Origin of the sequence: Streptomyces sp. NRRL S-1813, from assembly GCF_000719605.1 — a bacterium.
Taxonomy (GTDB): Bacteria; Actinomycetota; Actinomycetes; order Streptomycetales; family Streptomycetaceae; genus Streptomyces; species Streptomyces decoyicus.
In genome coordinates, this window is record NZ_JOHB01000024.1 from 73435 (window position 1) to 89443 (window position 16009).

14 protein-coding genes are annotated in these 16009 nt (G+C 71.5%); 6 read left to right on the forward strand and 8 right to left on the reverse strand.

Annotated features, from left to right (window positions below):
* Positions 1 to 82: 82 nt before the first annotated feature.
* Complete coding sequence (locus IF67_RS0127675; protein WP_030990167.1) at positions 83 to 298, reverse strand: tautomerase family protein; 216 nt, start codon at positions 296 to 298, stop codon at positions 83 to 85.
* A 409-nt stretch (positions 299 to 707) separates the two neighbouring features.
* On the opposite strand from IF67_RS0127675, the gene IF67_RS0127685 reads away from it, so the two are divergent.
* Positions 708 to 1634, forward strand: coding sequence for a phosphotransferase family protein (locus tag IF67_RS0127685; protein ID WP_030990169.1), 927 nt, complete (start codon positions 708 to 710; stop codon positions 1632 to 1634).
* A gap of 8 nt (positions 1635 to 1642) precedes the next feature.
* On the opposite strand, the gene IF67_RS0127690 is transcribed toward IF67_RS0127685, so the two are convergent.
* The 3 genes from IF67_RS0127690 to IF67_RS0127700 form a co-directional block, all read right to left on the reverse strand.
* Positions 1643 to 2896, reverse strand: coding sequence for a hypothetical protein (locus IF67_RS0127690; RefSeq protein WP_030990171.1), 1254 nt, complete (start codon positions 2894 to 2896; stop codon positions 1643 to 1645).
* Between the two features lie 812 nt (positions 2897 to 3708).
* Positions 3709 to 4032: a hypothetical protein gene (locus IF67_RS0127695; protein ID WP_030990173.1), complete on the reverse strand. Its 324-nt coding sequence runs from the start codon at positions 4030 to 4032 to the stop codon at positions 3709 to 3711.
* Positions 4029 to 5063 (reverse strand): membrane protein, encoded by a 1035-nt coding sequence (locus IF67_RS0127700; RefSeq protein WP_030990175.1) that lies wholly within the window; start codon positions 5061 to 5063, stop codon positions 4029 to 4031. Before IF67_RS0127700 ends, IF67_RS0127695 begins: the two co-directional genes overlap by 4 nt.
* A 232-nt stretch (positions 5064 to 5295) precedes the next feature.
* Here IF67_RS0127700 and IF67_RS0127705 point away from each other — a divergent pair, with 232 nt between their 5' ends.
* Positions 5296 to 8901, forward strand: coding sequence for a DNA polymerase III subunit alpha (locus tag IF67_RS0127705; RefSeq protein WP_030990177.1), 3606 nt, complete (start codon positions 5296 to 5298; stop codon positions 8899 to 8901).
* The gene (locus tag IF67_RS39565) at positions 8898 to 10010 is read left to right on the forward strand and encodes a DNA polymerase Y family protein (RefSeq protein ID WP_051818689.1); all 1113 of its coding nucleotides are present in this window, start codon (positions 8898 to 8900) and stop codon (positions 10008 to 10010) included. Before IF67_RS0127705 ends, IF67_RS39565 begins: the two co-directional genes overlap by 4 nt.
* Positions 10011 to 10027: 17 nt before the next feature.
* Here the strand turns inward: IF67_RS39565 and IF67_RS0127715 are convergent, their stop codons facing one another.
* Positions 10028 to 10675: a pyridoxamine 5'-phosphate oxidase family protein gene (locus IF67_RS0127715; RefSeq protein WP_030990180.1), complete on the reverse strand. Its 648-nt coding sequence runs from the start codon at positions 10673 to 10675 to the stop codon at positions 10028 to 10030.
* Positions 10676 to 10983: 308 nt separating this feature from the next.
* Here IF67_RS0127715 and IF67_RS0127720 point away from each other — a divergent pair, with 308 nt between their 5' ends.
* On the forward strand, positions 10984 to 11841 hold the full coding sequence (locus IF67_RS0127720) for an esterase/lipase family protein (protein WP_030990181.1): 858 nt from the start codon (positions 10984 to 10986) through the stop codon (positions 11839 to 11841).
* A 119-nt stretch (positions 11842 to 11960) separates the two neighbouring features.
* Here the strand turns inward: IF67_RS0127720 and IF67_RS0127725 are convergent, their stop codons facing one another.
* Positions 11961 to 12548, reverse strand: coding sequence for a TetR/AcrR family transcriptional regulator (locus IF67_RS0127725; protein WP_030990183.1), 588 nt, complete (start codon positions 12546 to 12548; stop codon positions 11961 to 11963).
* Positions 12549 to 12635: 87 nt separating this feature from the next.
* On the opposite strand from IF67_RS0127725, the gene IF67_RS46375 reads away from it, so the two are divergent.
* Complete coding sequence (locus IF67_RS46375) at positions 12636 to 12806, forward strand: hypothetical protein (RefSeq protein ID WP_420708722.1); 171 nt, start codon at positions 12636 to 12638, stop codon at positions 12804 to 12806.
* Here the strand turns inward: IF67_RS46375 and IF67_RS0127735 are convergent.
* A complete protein-coding gene (locus IF67_RS0127735; RefSeq protein WP_037839942.1) occupies positions 12796 to 14097 on the reverse strand; it encodes an APC family permease in 1302 nt (433 codons plus the stop codon). The genes IF67_RS46375 and IF67_RS0127735 overlap by 11 nt on opposite strands.
* A gap of 80 nt (positions 14098 to 14177) precedes the next feature.
* On the opposite strand from IF67_RS0127735, the gene IF67_RS0127740 reads away from it, so the two are divergent.
* Positions 14178 to 14645, forward strand: coding sequence for an Lrp/AsnC family transcriptional regulator (locus IF67_RS0127740; RefSeq protein ID WP_030990187.1), 468 nt, complete (start codon positions 14178 to 14180; stop codon positions 14643 to 14645).
* 88 nt (positions 14646 to 14733) lie between these two features.
* Here IF67_RS0127740 and IF67_RS0127745 read toward each other — a convergent pair whose 3' ends face one another.
* The gene (locus IF67_RS0127745; protein ID WP_030990189.1) at positions 14734 to 15762 is read right to left on the reverse strand and encodes a lytic polysaccharide monooxygenase; all 1029 of its coding nucleotides are present in this window, start codon (positions 15760 to 15762) and stop codon (positions 14734 to 14736) included.
* Between the last annotated feature and the right edge of the window lie 247 nt (positions 15763 to 16009).

Below are 16009 nucleotides of genomic sequence, written 5' to 3' on the forward strand. Positions count from 1 at the left end.
TCGGACAGCTCCGTCACCGCATCGACGACATCGCGCTCTGCGTGCCCGAGCTGGTCACCCAGCCTGATCCAAACGACAGGCCCTAGCCGGCCCTCTTGGCCTGAACGTCTTCGGCTGTCACGGCCTTACCGCCGATTGCCCACTCGCCACTGGGCGTCTCGGTGACCACCACATGCGTCACCGGTCGCAGTGCCTCACCTTCGATGGCGATCAACGCCTCGGAGACATCTTCGACCATCTTCTGCTTCTCTTCGGGGGTGAATACCCCTGCGATCACCTTGATGTCGATGAAGGGCATCGGATGCCTCCCACGTGATGGTGAGATCCGGCCGTCATGCGCTCCGGTTCGCCCGGTTAACCGGCCAGCCTGAAGGCGATGTCAACCGCTGCTTGCGCTGGCATGTTTCTCCCAGTCTCGCAGATCGACTCCGGTGACGTGCGGGAGCGCGGAATCAGCCACATGGACAGGCTGCTCAAGAGCCGCCCCGGCCGTGAGTGACCTTCGCCGTTGGTGTCAGACCCTTCTGAACTGGTGCCCCGGCAGGATGCGGACCTGCGACACCCGCTCTAGGAGGGTGCTCCGGTGACCACGGCGCTGACCTGAGCTGGGCCCAGCCTGCAACATCACCACGCCGGCCGCCCGCCGTTGTCCGCCCGTGCCCCTGCCATCTGGCACGGATCTGGCACGGCCCGGTACGGTCGATCGCATGATCTCGGACCCCGGCAAGAGTCCAGACACACTCCGGGAGTTCACAGCGGAGGGCGTGGAGGCCGTGCTCCGCGAAGCATGTGCAGAGGCCCGGATTGACGCGACCGGGGCGGAACTGCTGCGGCTCGGCTCGAACGCGGTGTACCGGCTGTCGGCTGCTCCAGTGATCGTTCGCATCGCGCGTGATCTCGATGCGGCAACCGAGATGGAGCGGGCTGTCAAGGTGGCCCGCTGGCTTGAGTCGCAGGACTACCCGGCAACGAGAGCGCTGCCCGATGTGCGTCAGCCGCTGTCGGCCGGCGGCAGAGTCGTCACGTTCTGGGAGAGTGCCCAGGATCGCGAGGAGTACGCGACGGTGACCGAGCTGGCAGGCCTGCTGCGGCGGCTGCATTGGCTTGAGGAGCCGGAGTCGTTGCGTCTGCCGTACTTCGATCCATTCGCCAAGGTGTGGTCCTCGTTCGAGGCACTCGATGGCGTCTCGGCGAACGACGCGGTGTTCCTGGAGCAGCGGGCTCGGCGACTGGGCAAGGAGTACGACCGGCTTGACTTCGTGCTGCCGTACGGAGTGATTCACGGCGACGCCAACATCGGCAACGTGCTGCGGGACCGCAGCGGCCAGGCCATCATGATCGACCTGGACGGCTTCTGCCTGGCACCGCGGGAGTGGGACCTGATCCTTACAGCGATCTACTACGACCGTTTCTGCTGGCATGGCCGGAGTGAGTACGAAGGCTTCGTCCACCACTACGGATTCGACATCATGAACTGGCCCGGCTACTCGGTGCTGGCCGACATCCGTGAGCTGATGATGGTGCTGTGGATGGGCCAGCAAGCCGGAAGCAGCGAGAAGTCTGCTACCGAGTTCGGCCGCCGGATGCATGCGCTCCGTACCGGGGGCAGCCGCCGGGACTGGAGCCCCTTCTGACCTGACGGCTACGAAGTCGTCAGCGCTTGCCCGCTTGCGATCCACAAACGGTGTTCCGCGGCCTGCTCGTGGAACTCGCGGACGGCGGCGGTAGGCCCCCACACCGCGAGGTGTTGGCGGAACTCGGCAAGGTAGGCGACGCATCGCGCGGACCTGAGCTGTTCCCCGAGATCAAGGGCGTCCAGGGCGACGTTGCAACCTTCCTCGGCGTCGCCGGCGTGGAGGTGGGCGTCGGCCAGGACCATGGTGGCGAAGAAGTCGCTGCGGACGTGGCTGCCGCTCATTGCGCTTTCCGCGTGGGAGACGGCCTGACGAGCGCTGCGCACGTCACGGAAACAGTGGGCGGCTTCCGCTGCCAGTTCGGCAGCGTCGAAGTAGGTGATCCACTCGGGCTCGTCGTCCGTGTTGCAGCTCTCCAGCGCCTCGGCGGCTGCGGCGAGCGCACTTTCGCACGCGTGCCGGTCACCTGTGCGTGCCAGCGCCCGAGCCTCCATCGCGTGGAACTGCGCTCGCAGGGTCGGAGTGGCAACAGCGGAGACACCCATCAGGGCCGCGCGAGCGAGAGTGGCAGCGTGGGTGAACTGGCCCAGGAACGTGGCCTGGTGGCTCATCGCGGACAGGATGCTCCCGGCCAGGCGCCGGTCATTGCCGTCCTGAGCGAGCCTGAGCGCCTGGAGAAAGTACCGCTGCGCAAGTCCGTGGCGGCATGCGTCGTATGTCATCCAACCTGCCAGCAGGGTGGCTTCGGCGACGGTTGAAAACAGGACGCGCCCCACAAACTCGGTGTACCGGCCGGAGAGTAGAGGCGCTACGTCCCGGCTGAGGTACTGGATCACGGAGTGTCGAGCATGGTCTCCGCCGAATTGGTCATCGAGCTGGGCGAACATGTCGCAGGTCGACTTGATCACCGCGACGTCGGCGAGGCCCACACGCGGCCCTCGATCACCCATCGTCTTGGGGAATGCTGCCTCCGGAGCAACAAGCCACCGTAACGACGCTTCACTCCATGCGGGCTCGGATGCCTGGGCCTGAAGCAGGGGAGCATAGCCGTTGAGGTCCGCCCGCCAGAGGCGGTCCACGCTCGCAATGGCAGCGTCGGGACTGGCGGGGTAGCCGGCGTCCAGGAAAACGGAATCCTGGCCGGTTAGGTGGCCCAGTCCCAGTTCAGCGGAGCACATCCCCAGGGTTTCGCACACCACCGGGCCGTAGAACTCATCCGGGGCACTGTGGCCGTTCTCCCAACTGGCGATGCGCCGTTTCACGCTCGCATCGGCTGGGAGCGACTGGCCATGACGAGTGGCGACTTGGCGTATTTCATGGACCAGCCGGGCCTGACTCCAACCGCGGCTCTTCCGGGCACGCAGCAGGAGAGGCCCGAACGACATCGGCGTCGATTTCGTGGTGATCGCCTCCCCGGACGATGTGGGCGATGCCCGCTCCTGCTCCTGAATCTAGGGAACTGACACGCGTCGCGTGTCGACTCCGGCGGATTGCCCGCGGTTCGGACCCTGATGGGGGATGACGCGATCGTGCAATGCTCGTCATCCCCCGTCACCTCTCGTCATCTGCCCAGCTCAGAGCCTCACGCAGGAGTCTGGTTGCACCGCGGCAGACGAGCCGCCGCAGTTGCCGACCGAGGTGGGATGACGTGCAGAGGATGACGAGGCGAGGCATTCAGTGGCTGTCCGCTGTCGCTGACGATCCAGTGATGTGCCGGGCTCATTGGGCGGATGACCCCAGGCGCCCGTACGTGCTGCCGGCCGGGCGCCTCTTCGATGTGGTGGTCATGAGCCAGCGGTTGGGCATGGAGACCTTCGACCAGTTGGTACGCCGCGAAATGCCGCTCGGCCCGGTCATGATGGACCGTCGCACAAAGCAGATCGGGTTCCTTCTGCCGTCCAAGTCGCGGGCTCGCTTCGCGCGTCTCGTGTCCCTGGAGACGGCCACTCCGCCTGAGTACCGCTATCTCGACGCCGGCTCCTTCAGCGGTGCCCCTAAAAGCGAGGCGCCGCGCCCCTCCCGTACCGAGGCCCCCACGTCCTATCGGGCGCCGGGCCCCCTACGCCCCCCGACCTCAAGCCTGCCCCGTTTCGAACCGGCTGACCTTTCCGTCCGCCACCGTGAACCGCCAGCGCGTGCGCATCTCGCTCCAGGTGTCGTTGCGGTAGTCCGCCACGAGGGACAGTCCCTGGTGGGACTCGGACTGCACATCCATGTGTCCGCGGGTGGTGAAGATCTCCCGCTCGCACCACTCGCGCAGATCCCGGTCGGACCCGTCGTCGGACATGGTGGCGTCAGGGGTGAGGGCGGCGAAGAACGCCTGCTCGTCGTTGCTGTTGAGGGCCGTGACCAGGGCACGTACCGCGGGGTCGGACAGCCGGTTGGCGGAGAGGGTCATGAGGGGGTCTCGCCCTTCTTGCGGAAGATCGACAGTGCCAGGGTGATCAAGGTGCCGCCCACCGCCCAGGCCGACAGCACCAGGAGCGGGCCGGTGACCGCGCGGCCGTGGAAGTAGGCGAGGGAGCGCGCGGCCCAGGTGCCCGCCCCCGGGGGGAGGGCGGGGCCGATGGCACGCCAGAACGGGGGCAGCAGCGGGTAGGGGTAGGCGCCGCCCGCGCTCGGGTTGCCGAGGATGACGATCAGCAGGATGGCCAGGCCGATGCCGATGATGCCCAGCAGGGCCTGGCAGGCCAGGGTGGTGGCGCCCACCGCGAACACGATCAGGGCGCCCAGCCCCCACAGCCCGAAGAAGGTGCCGGGCAGGGCGCCGAGCACCGGTCCGACGATGATCGCGCCGGCCAGTCCGGCGACGATCGCGTACAGGGCGAGCGCGGCCAGCCGGATGACCGCCCGGTGTCCGTTGGAGGGCCGCGCCCCGGCGCTGATCGCGAGGATCGCGGCGCACAGATAGCCGCCGACGCACCAGCCGACGACCAGGTAGAAGGACGACAGGCTGCGGCTGTCGCCCCGGGCCGCCGGGGTCACATCCACCGTGCGGACGGTGCGGTGCTCGGCTTTCTCCGCCGCGCGGACGACCAGTTCGACCGCCTGGGACAGGGAGGCGCCGCCACCGCCGGCCACCAGCAGCCGGTCGGGGCGGCCGCGCGGGCCGACGATCAGCGCGCCGTCGATCGTCCGGTCCGCGAGCTGCTGTCGCGCGGCCCGCTCGGAGGGCACCGCGCGGGGGTCCAGGGGGGAGCCGGACAGCCGGTCCAGTTTGCCCACCAGCTGCCCGCTGACCTGCGCGGGGGCGACGACGCCGAACGGCACATCGGCCGGCTTGGGGTGGTGGAAGGCGCCGGTGTACGACGTGATGAACGCGATCATCAGCCCCAGCACGCCGAGCACCAGCAGCGAGGCATGGGGCGTCACCGCGCTCTTCACCTCCCTGAGGAAGGTGGTGCGGGCGCCGTCGTCCGTCGTGGCCATGGGTCGCTCCTCGCCGCACTTCCGGCTGCCGGTCCGGTGCTGTCGGTGCTTTTGCTCCGCCATTTTCAGGTCGGTGGTGGGGGTGTGCAGATCGGGTGGGGCTGATCGGCGGACGGGCGGGGGCACCCCTCGGCAGGCGTTCGTACGAATGTTCGATGGCCGGGTTATGGTGGAGGGGAGGAACGAGAGACACAAGGTCAGCTGGGGGGCGGATGAGGCGCAGGAGGTGCGGATGCCCGGGTTCACGCATCTGCACACCGCTTCGGGGTTCTCCCTGCGCTACGGCGCCTCCCATCCGGAGCGGCTCGCCGAGCGCGCCGCCGAACGCGGGATGGACGCCCTCGCACTGACCGACCGGGACGGGCTCTCCGGGGCCGTACGCTTCGCCAAGGCCGCCGCCGAGGCCGGTGTCCGCCCGCTGTTCGGCACCGAACTCGCCGTGGCGGAACACGAGTCGGTGCCCGTCACCGGCACGGCCACCGCGCGGCGGCGTACCCCGGTGCGCGGCGGCGCCTTCCTCGACGAGTCCGCCGCCCGCGCCGTCTTCCTGGCCCGCGACGGAGCGGCCGGCTGGGCCGCCCTGTGCCGGCTGGTCTCGGCCGCCCACGCAGGCCGGGCCGAGCAGCCCGTCCTCCCGTGGAGCTCCCTGGAATCCGTCACGGACGGACTGACCGTGCTGCTCGGACCGGACTCCGAGGTCGGCCGGGCGCTGGCCGCCGGCCGCCCGGACCGCGCCGCCCGGCTCCTCGCCCCCTGGCGCGAGCTGTACGGCGAGGCGCTGCGCCTGGAGGTCGTCGACCACGGGCGGCCCGGCAGCGGCCCCGGCTCCCCGCGGCTGGCCGCCCGCACCCTCGGCTTCGCCGTCGACCAGGGCGTCCGCGCCGTCCTGACCAACGCGGTCCGCTATGCCGACCCCGGTCAGGGCCCGGTCGCCGACGTCCTGGATTCCGCCCGCCGTCTGGTGCCGGTGGACCGGAGCCGGCCCGAGGCCTGGGACAGCGGCGAGCGCTGGCTCAAGGACGCCGCCACGATGAGCCACACCGCCGAGCGGATCGCCGAGGCGGCCGGATTCCGGCGCGACCTGGCCCACCGGCTGCTCGCCATGACCGAGGAGACCGCCGGCGCGTGCCTGGTCGACCCGCAGGACGACATCGGGCTCGGCCGTGTCCACTTCCCCGAGCCGCGGCTGGTCGGCGCGGGCCACCGCACCGCCGCCCGGGTGCTGCGCTCGCGCTGCGCCGCCGGGATGGTGCTGCGCGGCTACGACCGCGACCGCGCGCGCTGGGACCGGCTGCACGACGAACTGCGCACGATCGAACGGCTCGGCTACCCCTCGTACTTCCTGACGGTCTCTCAAGTAGTGGACGACATACGGGAGATGGGTATCCGGGTCGCGGCCCGCGGGTCCGGCGCCGGCTCCCTGGTCAACCACCTCCTCGGCATCGCGCACGCCGACCCGGTCGAGCACGGCCTGCTGATGGAGCGCTTCCTGTCCGAGCGGCGGGCGGCACTGCCGGACATCGACATCGACGTCGAGTCCGCCCGCCGGCTGGAGGTCTACCGCGCGATCTTCGACCGCTTCGGCGTGGAGCGGGTCGCCACGGTCTCGATGCCCGAGACCTACCGCGTACGGCACGCCGTACGGGACGTGGGTGCCGCCCTGGGCATGGACCCGGCGCAGGTGGACCGCCTGGCCAAGGCCTTCCCGCACATCCGCGCCCGGGACGCGCGGGCGGCGCTGGCCGAGCTGCCGGAGCTGCGCGGGGTGCGGGAGGCCGGCGGCGAGCGGCTGTGGCCGCTGGTCGAGGCGCTGGACGCGCTGCCGCGCGGGATCGCCATGCACCCGTGCGGGGTGCTGCTCTCGGACGCCACGCTGCTGGACCGTACGCCGGTCGTCCCGACCAGCGGCGAGGGCTTCGCCATGTCCCAGTTCGACAAGGAGGACGTGGAGGACCTGGGGCTGCTCAAGCTCGATGTGCTGGGCGTACGGATGCAGTCCGCGATGGCGCATGCGGTCGCCGAGGTCGGCCGGGCCACCGGGCGCCGGATCGATCTCGACGACCCCGCGCAGGTGCCGCCCGGCGACGATGCGACCTACGACCTGATCCGCTCGACCGAGACGCTCGGCTGCTTCCAGATCGAGTCGCCGGGCCAGCGCGACCTGGTCGGCAGGCTTCAGCCCGCCACCTTCCACGATCTGGTCGTCGACATCTCCCTCTTCCGGCCGGGGCCGGTCGCCGCCGATATGGTGCGGCCCTTCATCGAGGCCCGGCACGGCCGGAAGCCGGTCCGTTATCCGCACCCCGACCTGGAGGAGCCGCTGCGCGAGACCTACGGGGTGGTGGTGTTCCACGAGCAGATCATCGAGCTGCTGCGGATCATGACGGGCTGCGCACGGGACGAGGCGGACGAGAAGCGGCGCGCGCTGTCGCACCCGGAGCTCCAGGGCAGGCTCCGCGCCTGGTTCGCCCAGCGCGCCGAGCGGCGCGGCTATACGTCCGAAGTGATCGCGCGCACCTGGGAGATCGTCGAGGCCTTCGGCTCGTACGGCTTCTGCAAGGCGCATGCGGTGGCCTTCGCGGTGCCCACCTACCAGTCCGCCTGGCTCAAGGCACACCATCCCGCGGCCTTCTACGCCGGGCTGCTCACCCACGACCCCGGGATGTACCCGAAGCGGCTGCTGCTCGCGGACGCACGGCGGCGCGGGGTGCCGGTGCTGCCGCTGGACGTGAACCGGTCGGCGGTCGCTCACCGGATCGAACTGGTGTCCGGTTCCGGTAGGGGCGGCGGGCCCCGCTCCGGCGCGCTCTGGGGGCTGCGGCTCGCGCTCTGCGATGTGCACGGCATGAGCGAGGCCGAGGCGCGGCGGATCGAGGCCGGGCAGCCCTACCGCTCGCTCCAGGACCTGTGGCAGCGGGCCAGGCCGAGCCGCCCGGTGGCCGAACGCCTCGCCCGGGTGGGCGCGTTGGACGCCTTCGGCGCGAATCGGCGGGATCTGCTGCTGTACCTCGCCGAGCTGCACCACCACGGGCGGCAGACGTCCGGTGGCCAGCTGACGCTGCCGGCCGGGGCCCTCGACAGTGCGGGCGCGGAACGGACGGCTCCGGCCGATCTGGTCGAGCCGGTGGGGCTGCCCGACCTCAGCGATGTCGAACGGCTCAGCGCCGAGCTGGGCGTCCTCGGCATGGACGCCTCCCGCCATCTGATGGCCGACCACCGGGAGTTCCTCGCGGAGCTGGGCGCGCTGCCGGCCCGGCTGCTGCGCGGCGCCAGGCACGGAGAGACGGTGCTGGTCGCCGGCGCCAAGGCGGCCACCCAGACACCGCCGATCCGCTCCGGCCGCCGGGTCATCTTCACCACCCTGGACGACAGCACGGGACTGGTCGACTGCGCCTTCTTCGACGACAGCCACGCGGCCTGTGCGCACACGGTCTTCCACTCCTGGCTGCTGCTGGTGCGCGGTACGGTCCAGCGGCGCGGTCCGCGCAGCTTCAGCGTGGTCGGCGCCGCCGCCTGGAACCTCGCCGAGCTGGCCGAACTCCGTCGCGAGGGCGGGCTGGAGGCGGTCGCCGCCCGGCTCGCGACGGGGCCGGACACGCCGGACGGCGGGGCGGAGGGGGCGGACGACGGGACGGACGGGACGGACGGGACGGGCAAGGGGCTGCCGGGGAAGGAGTCCGAGGCGGGCCGGGAACCCGAGCCGGCCGCCGCCCCGGGCCGCACCATCCGGCTGGAGACCGGCTATGAGCTGCACCCGTGGGCCGACCTCCAGCCCCCGGGCGAACGCGCCGCCACCGGACGCAAGTTGTGGCACTCCAGCCCGGGGAGCGCGGGATGACCCCCGCGCCGAGGCCGCCCGCCGCGCCGCCGGAGCCGTCCGGCGCCCCGCGGCAGCCGGGCATGCTCCACATACGCTTCAAGGCCGCCGACGACACCCCCGTGAGCGCCGGAGGCTTCGAGCAACTGCTGCGGCTGCTGGCGCAGTTCACCCCGGTGATCGAGGCGCTGCCGCCGGACGCCGCGCTGGCGGACGTGCGCGGTGCGCTGCGCTACTTCGACCGGGACGCGGCGGGCATCGCCGAGCTCGTACGGCTGCGCGCGCTGGCCTGGCACGGCGTGCGGTGCACGATCGGGATCGGCGCCAACCCGCTGCTCGCCCGTATGGCGGCCCAGGAAGCGGCGCCCGGGGAGATCCGGTCCGTTCCCGAGGGCGCCGAGGCCGTCGCCGCGTTCCTCGGCCGCCGGCCTGCCTCGGCGCTGCACGGCGTCGGCCCGGCGACCGCGCGCGCCCTGTGTGCGTACGGGCTCGACAGCGTCGGCCGGATCGCCGCCGCACCGCCCGCGACCCTGCAACGGATCCTCGGCGCGAAGACCGGCCGCGTCGTGTACGAGCGGGCCCGCGGCATCGATCCGACGCCGGTGACGCCCAACGCCGCGGCCCGCTCGATGGGCGCGGAACACCGCTTCGTCCACGACGAGCTGGACCCGGCCAGGCGCCGCCGGGCGCTGCTCTCGCTCGCCGACGGCCTCGGCGCCCGGATGCGTGCGAGCGGGCAGGTGGCCCGTGCGCTCACCCTCACCGTCCGCTACGCCGACCGCTCCACCACGACCCGCACCCGGCGGCTGGACGGGCCGACCGCGCACGGGCCCGCACTGACCGGGACGGCCTATGCGCTGCATGCCGCGCTCGGATTGCAGCGGGCGCGGGTGCGGTCCGTGGCACTGCGCGCGGAGGATCTGTGCCGCGCCGAACTCGCCGTGCGCCAGCTGACTTTCGACCCGTCCGACGACAAGGCGCACCGTATCGAGGCGGCCGTCGACCGGGCGAGGGCGCGCTTCGGGTCCGGGAGCGTACGGCCCGCGGCGACCCTCGGCCACACCGGTCGTATGCGCCCGCCCCCGCCCCCGGGTGCCAAGCCACCCGGCCCCGGGGCCGCCCGGCCGTAGCGACCGGCCGTGGCGCCTCAGCCGTAGAGCTTCTCCGCATACCGCGGGCCGTAGTGCTGCTCCAGCTCCGCCAGCGGCATCTCCTGGGCCTCGACGCCCTTGACGATCCGGGCCCGCGAGGGCAGTGCGTCCGGCTGCCAGGTCTCCGGATTCCACAGCTGCGAGCGCAGGAACGCCTTGGAGCAGTGGTAGAAGACCTCCTCGACCTCCACCAGCAGCGCCAGCCGCGGGCGGTTGCCCTTGACGGTCAGCTCGTCGAAGAACGGGGCATCGCGCAGCAGCCGGGCGCGGCCGTTGATCCGGAGGGTGTCACCGCGCCCCGGCAGGAAGTAGTTCAGCCCGACACGGGGATTGCCGAGGAGGTTCACCATGCCGTCCAGGCGCTTGTTGCCGGGACGGTCCGGGATCACGAGGGTGGTGTCGTCCAGGACATGGGTGAAGCCCGCGGGGTCGCCCTTGGGCGAGACATCGCACCGGCCCTGTGCGTCCGCGGTGGCGATCACGCAGAACGGCGAGTGGGCCAGCCACTGCCGGTCGATGTCGTGCAGCCGGTGGCGGGTCTTGTTCGCCGCGTGGGAGCTGGGCTCACCGATCAGCTCGCGCAGCTCCGCCTCCGACGAGACCTCCACGATGCCGGCCGGATCCGCGGCCTCTGCCGTCTCCATCGGTGTCCCCCTCTTGTTACGTCTTATGTCTTACGCCACTGGTCAAGGCGTTATCGACGATACGGGACCGCTCCGGCATCCGAGTCGGCCGTGACATCGGAGGGCGCAAGCACACAAGCGGCGCTCTGCACCCCGGACGTCCGGTGAGGGTCATGTGCGGTTTCCTTCACCGTCACACCGCTGGTACACCTTGCTTACCCAGCCGTAACTTACTTGCCAGTCAACTGCGTTGGCCCTTGCGATCCGGATCGCAGGTGAACGGCTCACCGAGCACTTCGGAGTCCCCCTCACCCCGCAAGGAGCATCGTATGAAGCTGCGCTGGTCAAGAACGCTGACCCTGCTGCCCGCCCTCGCCCTGGCCCTCGGTGTCACCACCCCCGCGCCGCCCGCCGCCGCCGACGCCCCCACCGTCCGCAGCGGCTGGAACAACTACTCCTGCAAGCCCTCCGCCGACCACCCGCGGCCGGTGGTCCTGGTGCACGGCACCCTGGGCAACGCCATCGACAACTGGCTGGGCCTCGCGCCCTACCTGGTGGCCCGCGGCTACTGCGTCTTCTCCCTGGACTACGGGCAGTTGCCCGGCGTCCCGTTCTTCCACGGGCTGGGGCCGGTCGACGCCTCCGCCCAGCAGCTCGCCACCTACGTCGACCGGGTGCTGGCCGCCACCGGCACCTCGAAGGCCGATCTCGTCGGCCATTCGCAGGGCGGCATGATGCCGCGGGTGTACATGAAGTTCCACGGCGGCGCGGGCAAGGTGAACGCGCTGGTCGGGCTGGCCCCCGACAATCACGGTACCGATCTGAACGGTCTGACCCGTCTGCTGCCCTACTTCCCCGGCGCCAAGCAGTACCTCGACAAGCTGACGCCTGGACTGTCCGACCAGATCGCCGGCTCGGAGATCCTCAACCGCCTCAACGAGGGCGGCGACACCGTCCCCGGGGTGCACTACACCGTGATCGCGACCAAGTACGACGAGGTCGTCACCCCCTACCGGACCACCTTCCTCGACGGCCCCGATGTGCGCAACGTCGTGCTCCAGGACCTGTGTTCCGCCGATTACTCCGAGCACGTGGCCATCGGCCTCGTCGACCGCATCGCCTTCCACGAGACGGCCAACGCCCTGGACCCGGCCCACGCCACCCCGACCACCTGCGCGTCGCGCTGACCGGGTGCCGGTCCGGCCCACCGCCCGTGCGGGGGCCGGACCGTGCTGCGCGTGGGGCTCTGGTCCGCCCGTACGCCGGGCCGCGCGCCGTCCGCGGGGTGTCGTCCCCCTCGTCTCCGTCAATCGCCGGCCAGCAGTGCGTCGGTGCACCGCTCCGCCAGGTCCTCGGCGTGTGGGGGCAGCGGTGTTCCGCCGCGCAGATGGCGGCGCACCACGGACAGCGGGAGATCGATGACGGCGAGCGTCACCCGGTCCAGGCTCGGCCTGCCGTGCATCCCCAGTGCGCCCGCGAGCGCCGCCACGGCCGCCCGGACCTGTATGTTCCCCTCCTCCGCGCGGAGCAGGTGCTCGTCGGACCAGTCGTCCCGCCCGAACTCCTGCGCCCCGTACAGGAGCAGCGCGGCCTCCGCCGGGTGGGTGCGGCTCCACGACACGATGTGCCGGGCGGCCGCCCGGCCCCCGGCGCGAGGGTCGTCCGATGATTCAAGGGCCTCGAAGTAGCCCTCCTGGAAGTCCTCGACGGTCCGCAGCCATACCTCGGCGAGCAGTGCCGTACGGCCCGTGAAGCGGTGGTAGAGCGAGCCGCTGGGGGCGCCGACGGCCGCCGCGACCGCGGACATGGTGACGCCCGAGGGCCCGGACTCGGCTGCCAGCCGCACGGCGGCGTCGAGGAGCTGCGGGGTATCGAAACGGGGTGGCCTGGCCATGTTCTAGAGGGTACTCTCCACTATATTGGAGAGGTGTCTCCATAACCTTCCCGGAAGAGGTGCGGACCAGGTACGGAAAGGGGCGCGATGGGCGTCTGCAACGTGCACGAGAGGGTGCTGCCGGTGCCCGGGGCCGAGGTGGGTCTGCTGCTCGACGGCCTGTCCGGCGACACCGACCGGCTCTCCTGTACGGGCACCGTCGCCCGGCCTGCCGGCTGGAGCCGCTCCGCCCGGCTGCTGCGCCACCTCACCGGCTGACGCGGTCCCGGCGGATCACCCGGCGCAGCGTCAGAAAGCAGAACGCGGCGCTCGCCAGGCCCGCGGGGATCAGCAGCAGCCATCCGGAGAAGACCAGCACCGCCGCCGTCAGCAGTGTGCTCGCGCACACGCCGCACCACAGGGGAGTGCGGCGCGGCAGCAGCACCAGTGCGGCGGCGAGGCCGGCGAGGGTCACCGCCGCCAGACAGGTGGCGGTGGCCCTCATCAGGACATCCAGATCGGCGCCGCCGAAGCCGGCCGCCGCGCCCACGAGGACGGCCGCCCCGCCCAGCACCGCCAGCGACCGCCGCGGCACCTCGCCCGGCCCGCCGCCCTCGGCAAGCAGCCGCGGCGCCGCCCCGTCCCGGCCGAGCGCCGCACCGAGCCGGGACGCCCCGGCCAGATACGAGTTGACCGCGCCGAAGGTGAGAAAGAGCGCCGCCGCAGCGGCCACGGGGCGGGCCGCGCCGCCCACGCTCCGGGCGAGCAGCTCGGTCAGCGGAGTGTCGGTGGCGGCCGCGGCCGGTCCCAGTGCACCGATCGTGACCACCGCGAGCCCCAGGTAGAGCACGGTGATGACGGCGAGCGTACGGCGCGTCACCCGCGGCAGGTCCCGTCCGGGATCGGCGAACTCGCCCGACAGATGGCTGGCCGCCTCCCAGCCCGCGAACGCGAAGAACAGCACCGAGGCCGCCGACCCCACCGAGGACCAGCCGCCGGGCAGGAACGGTGTGAAGTGGCGGGCGGACACCTGTGGGGCGGCGGCCAGCACCGTGCCCAGCAGCACCACCGCCAGCAGCCCGCCGAGCAGCAGCTGCACCCGGCCCGACATCCGCAGCCCCACCGCGTTGGAGACCAGCGCCACCGTCACCACCGCCCCGGCCACCACGGCCGCGCCCGTGCCGCCCCAACCGGCCGCATCGGCCACGTACTTCCCGCCGATCCAGGCCGCCGAGACCACACCGATCGGCACCGCTCCGTAGAACCACCACCCCACCACGGCCGCCGCACGCGGCCCGATCGCCCGGTGCACATACGTGGCCACGCCCCCGCCGTCGGGGAACCGCGCACCGAGCGCCGCGAAGGCGGTGGCCACCGGCACGCACAGGGCCAGCAGCACCACCCAGGCCACGAGCGAGGCGGGTCCGGCCGCGTCGGCGGCCAGGGACGGCAGGGCCAGGACGCCGGGGCCGAGCACCGCGCCGGCGCACAGCGCGGTACCACTGCCGATGCCCAGCCGCCGTACATCCGGACGTTCGGAAGGGGGAAGGGATGTTTCTTGTACGGTCACAGTCGCAGAAGGTAACCGTGCAAATGATCAAATGGGGCTCTGGCCGAACGAAATTCGGTGGGCACGGCACCATGGAGTCCATGGATGACATTGATTCGGCGATTGTCCGCGAACTACAGCGCGATGCACGGCAGACCAATCGCGAACTGGCCGGCAGACTCAACATCGCGCCCTCCACCTGTCTGGAGCGGGTCCGCGCGCTGCGCGCCCGCGGTGTGCTCACCGGCTTCCGGGCCACGGTCGATCTGCGCGCCCTCAACCGCCCCGTACAGGCGTTGCTCACGATCCGGATCCGTCCGATGAACCGCGAGGTCATCGAGCGGTTCAAGGCGTTCTTGACCTCGCTGCCCGAGGTGCTCAACGTCTATGTCGTCGCGGGCGGCGACGACTTCCTGGTCCATGTCGCCGTCCCGGACGTCGACAGGCTGCATGCGCTCCTCATGGACCAGGTCTTCAAGCGCCGCGAGGTCGTCGACTGCCGCAGCTCGGTCATCTACCAGCACGTCGCCAACGACATCATCGAGCCGCTGCCGCCGAACGGCCCGTGACAACGGCCCGCAACGGGGCGACGCCGCCCCCGAGGTGCAGAAGAGGGGCGGCGTCGCTTCCCGGCCGGCCGGGTGCCGGGCGGAGGGCTCAGCCGTGGTGCCGGGCGGCCTTGCGGCGCGAGGTGGTGAACAGCACCCCGGCACCCACGGCCAGGACGGCGGCGCCGCCGATGGCCAGCGGGGCGGTGGAGCTGTCACCACCGGTCTCCGCCAGCCGCTGACCGCCGACGGGCGTGCCGCCGCCCTGTGCCTGCGCGGCGTTGCCCGTGGTCTTCGAGGCGTTGGCCTCGGTCTTCGAACTGCCGCCCGGCGCAGGGGCGTCGGCGCCCGCCGGCGTCACTGCATCGGTGTGCGGGCCCGTCCCGTTCTCCTTGTGCTCGTGCCGGCCCGTCCCGATCGACGACTTGCCGGCGGCCGCCGAGAGCTGGGTGGCACTCGGCGCGGAGGCGGTGGGCGCGGGCTTCGCCGCGGATGCGTCGCTGCCCTTTCCGAAGACGACGTCCGAGCAGGTGTAGAACGCCTCCGGGCTGTCCGACCGCTGCCAGATGCTGTAGATCAGATGGCGCCCGGACCGTGCTGGCACCTTCCCGTCGAAGACGTACTCTCCGTTGGTCAGCTTCGGATCGGTGACCTTCGCGAACGGCTTCGACTCCAGGTCGGACCACTTCAGCGGCTTGGCCGGGTTGTAGCTGCTCTTGGTGAGGTACAGCTCGAAGGACCCCCGGTGGGGCGCCGTGGCCTTGTAGTGGAAGGTGTGGCTGCCCGCCCGCATCGTGGACGAGGGCCAGTCGGCACGGGGCAGGTCCAGGCCCTTGTACTCCGCACTGTTGGCACTGCACAGCTTGCCGTCCGGGATGCGCGTCCTGGACTGCCCGCCCGCATTGCCGTCCCGTACGCCGTTCCAGTCGTAGAGCGCCTGGGTGCCGCCGGCCTGCACGGCCGCCTTGCACGCCGCGGACTTCGGGCTCTCCGGCCCCTCGGCGAAGCAGGCCGAGACCCGGCTGACCGGGTCCGTCATCGAACCGTGCGCGGCGGCCGGGCTCGCGGTGAGCACGGTGAGCGCGAGCGGCGCGATGCCGGTCAGCGCGATCCCGGTGGCTTTACGACGAACGGTCATCGTGGGGGTCTCCTTCATCATTTGCATCGAGCGAGGGCACGAGGCAGCACAGTGGTGGGGGGTCGGACGCAGACCACGGCGCCGTCCCCCGGTGAGCGGCGCCAACGGCCCGCAGCGCCGCCTGACGAGAAGCACGCTAGCCCCGCTGAACAGCGCATTCGCCCCGCAAAGCCCGTTCCGGAGGATCTTTATGGCGGGCTTAAGGAGCGGCTAAGCGGGGGCACAGGCAGGCGGGGAGGAAAGGGGC

Coding starts and splice junctions, on each gene's coding strand:
- IF67_RS0127675 (WP_030990167.1), bottom strand. CDS start 298: ATGCCCTTCATCGACATCAAGGTGATCGCAGGGGTATTCACCCCCGAA.
- IF67_RS0127685 (WP_030990169.1), top strand. CDS start 708: ATGATCTCGGACCCCGGCAAGAGTCCAGACACACTCCGGGAGTTCACA.
- IF67_RS0127695 (WP_030990173.1), bottom strand. CDS start 4,032: ATGACCCTCTCCGCCAACCGGCTGTCCGACCCCGCGGTACGTGCCCTG.
- IF67_RS0127700 (WP_030990175.1), bottom strand. CDS start 5,063: ATGGCCACGACGGACGACGGCGCCCGCACCACCTTCCTCAGGGAGGTG.
- IF67_RS0127705 (WP_030990177.1), top strand. CDS start 5,296: ATGCCCGGGTTCACGCATCTGCACACCGCTTCGGGGTTCTCCCTGCGC.
- IF67_RS39565 (WP_051818689.1), top strand. CDS start 8,898: ATGACCCCCGCGCCGAGGCCGCCCGCCGCGCCGCCGGAGCCGTCCGGC.
- IF67_RS0127715 (WP_030990180.1), bottom strand. CDS start 10,675: ATGGAGACGGCAGAGGCCGCGGATCCGGCCGGCATCGTGGAGGTCTCG.
- IF67_RS0127720 (WP_030990181.1), top strand. CDS start 10,984: ATGAAGCTGCGCTGGTCAAGAACGCTGACCCTGCTGCCCGCCCTCGCC.
- IF67_RS0127725 (WP_030990183.1), bottom strand. CDS start 12,548: ATGGCCAGGCCACCCCGTTTCGATACCCCGCAGCTCCTCGACGCCGCC.
- IF67_RS46375 (WP_420708722.1), top strand. CDS start 12,636: ATGGGCGTCTGCAACGTGCACGAGAGGGTGCTGCCGGTGCCCGGGGCC.
- IF67_RS0127740 (WP_030990187.1), top strand. CDS start 14,178: ATGGATGACATTGATTCGGCGATTGTCCGCGAACTACAGCGCGATGCA.
- IF67_RS0127745 (WP_030990189.1), bottom strand. CDS start 15,762: ATGACCGTTCGTCGTAAAGCCACCGGGATCGCGCTGACCGGCATCGCG.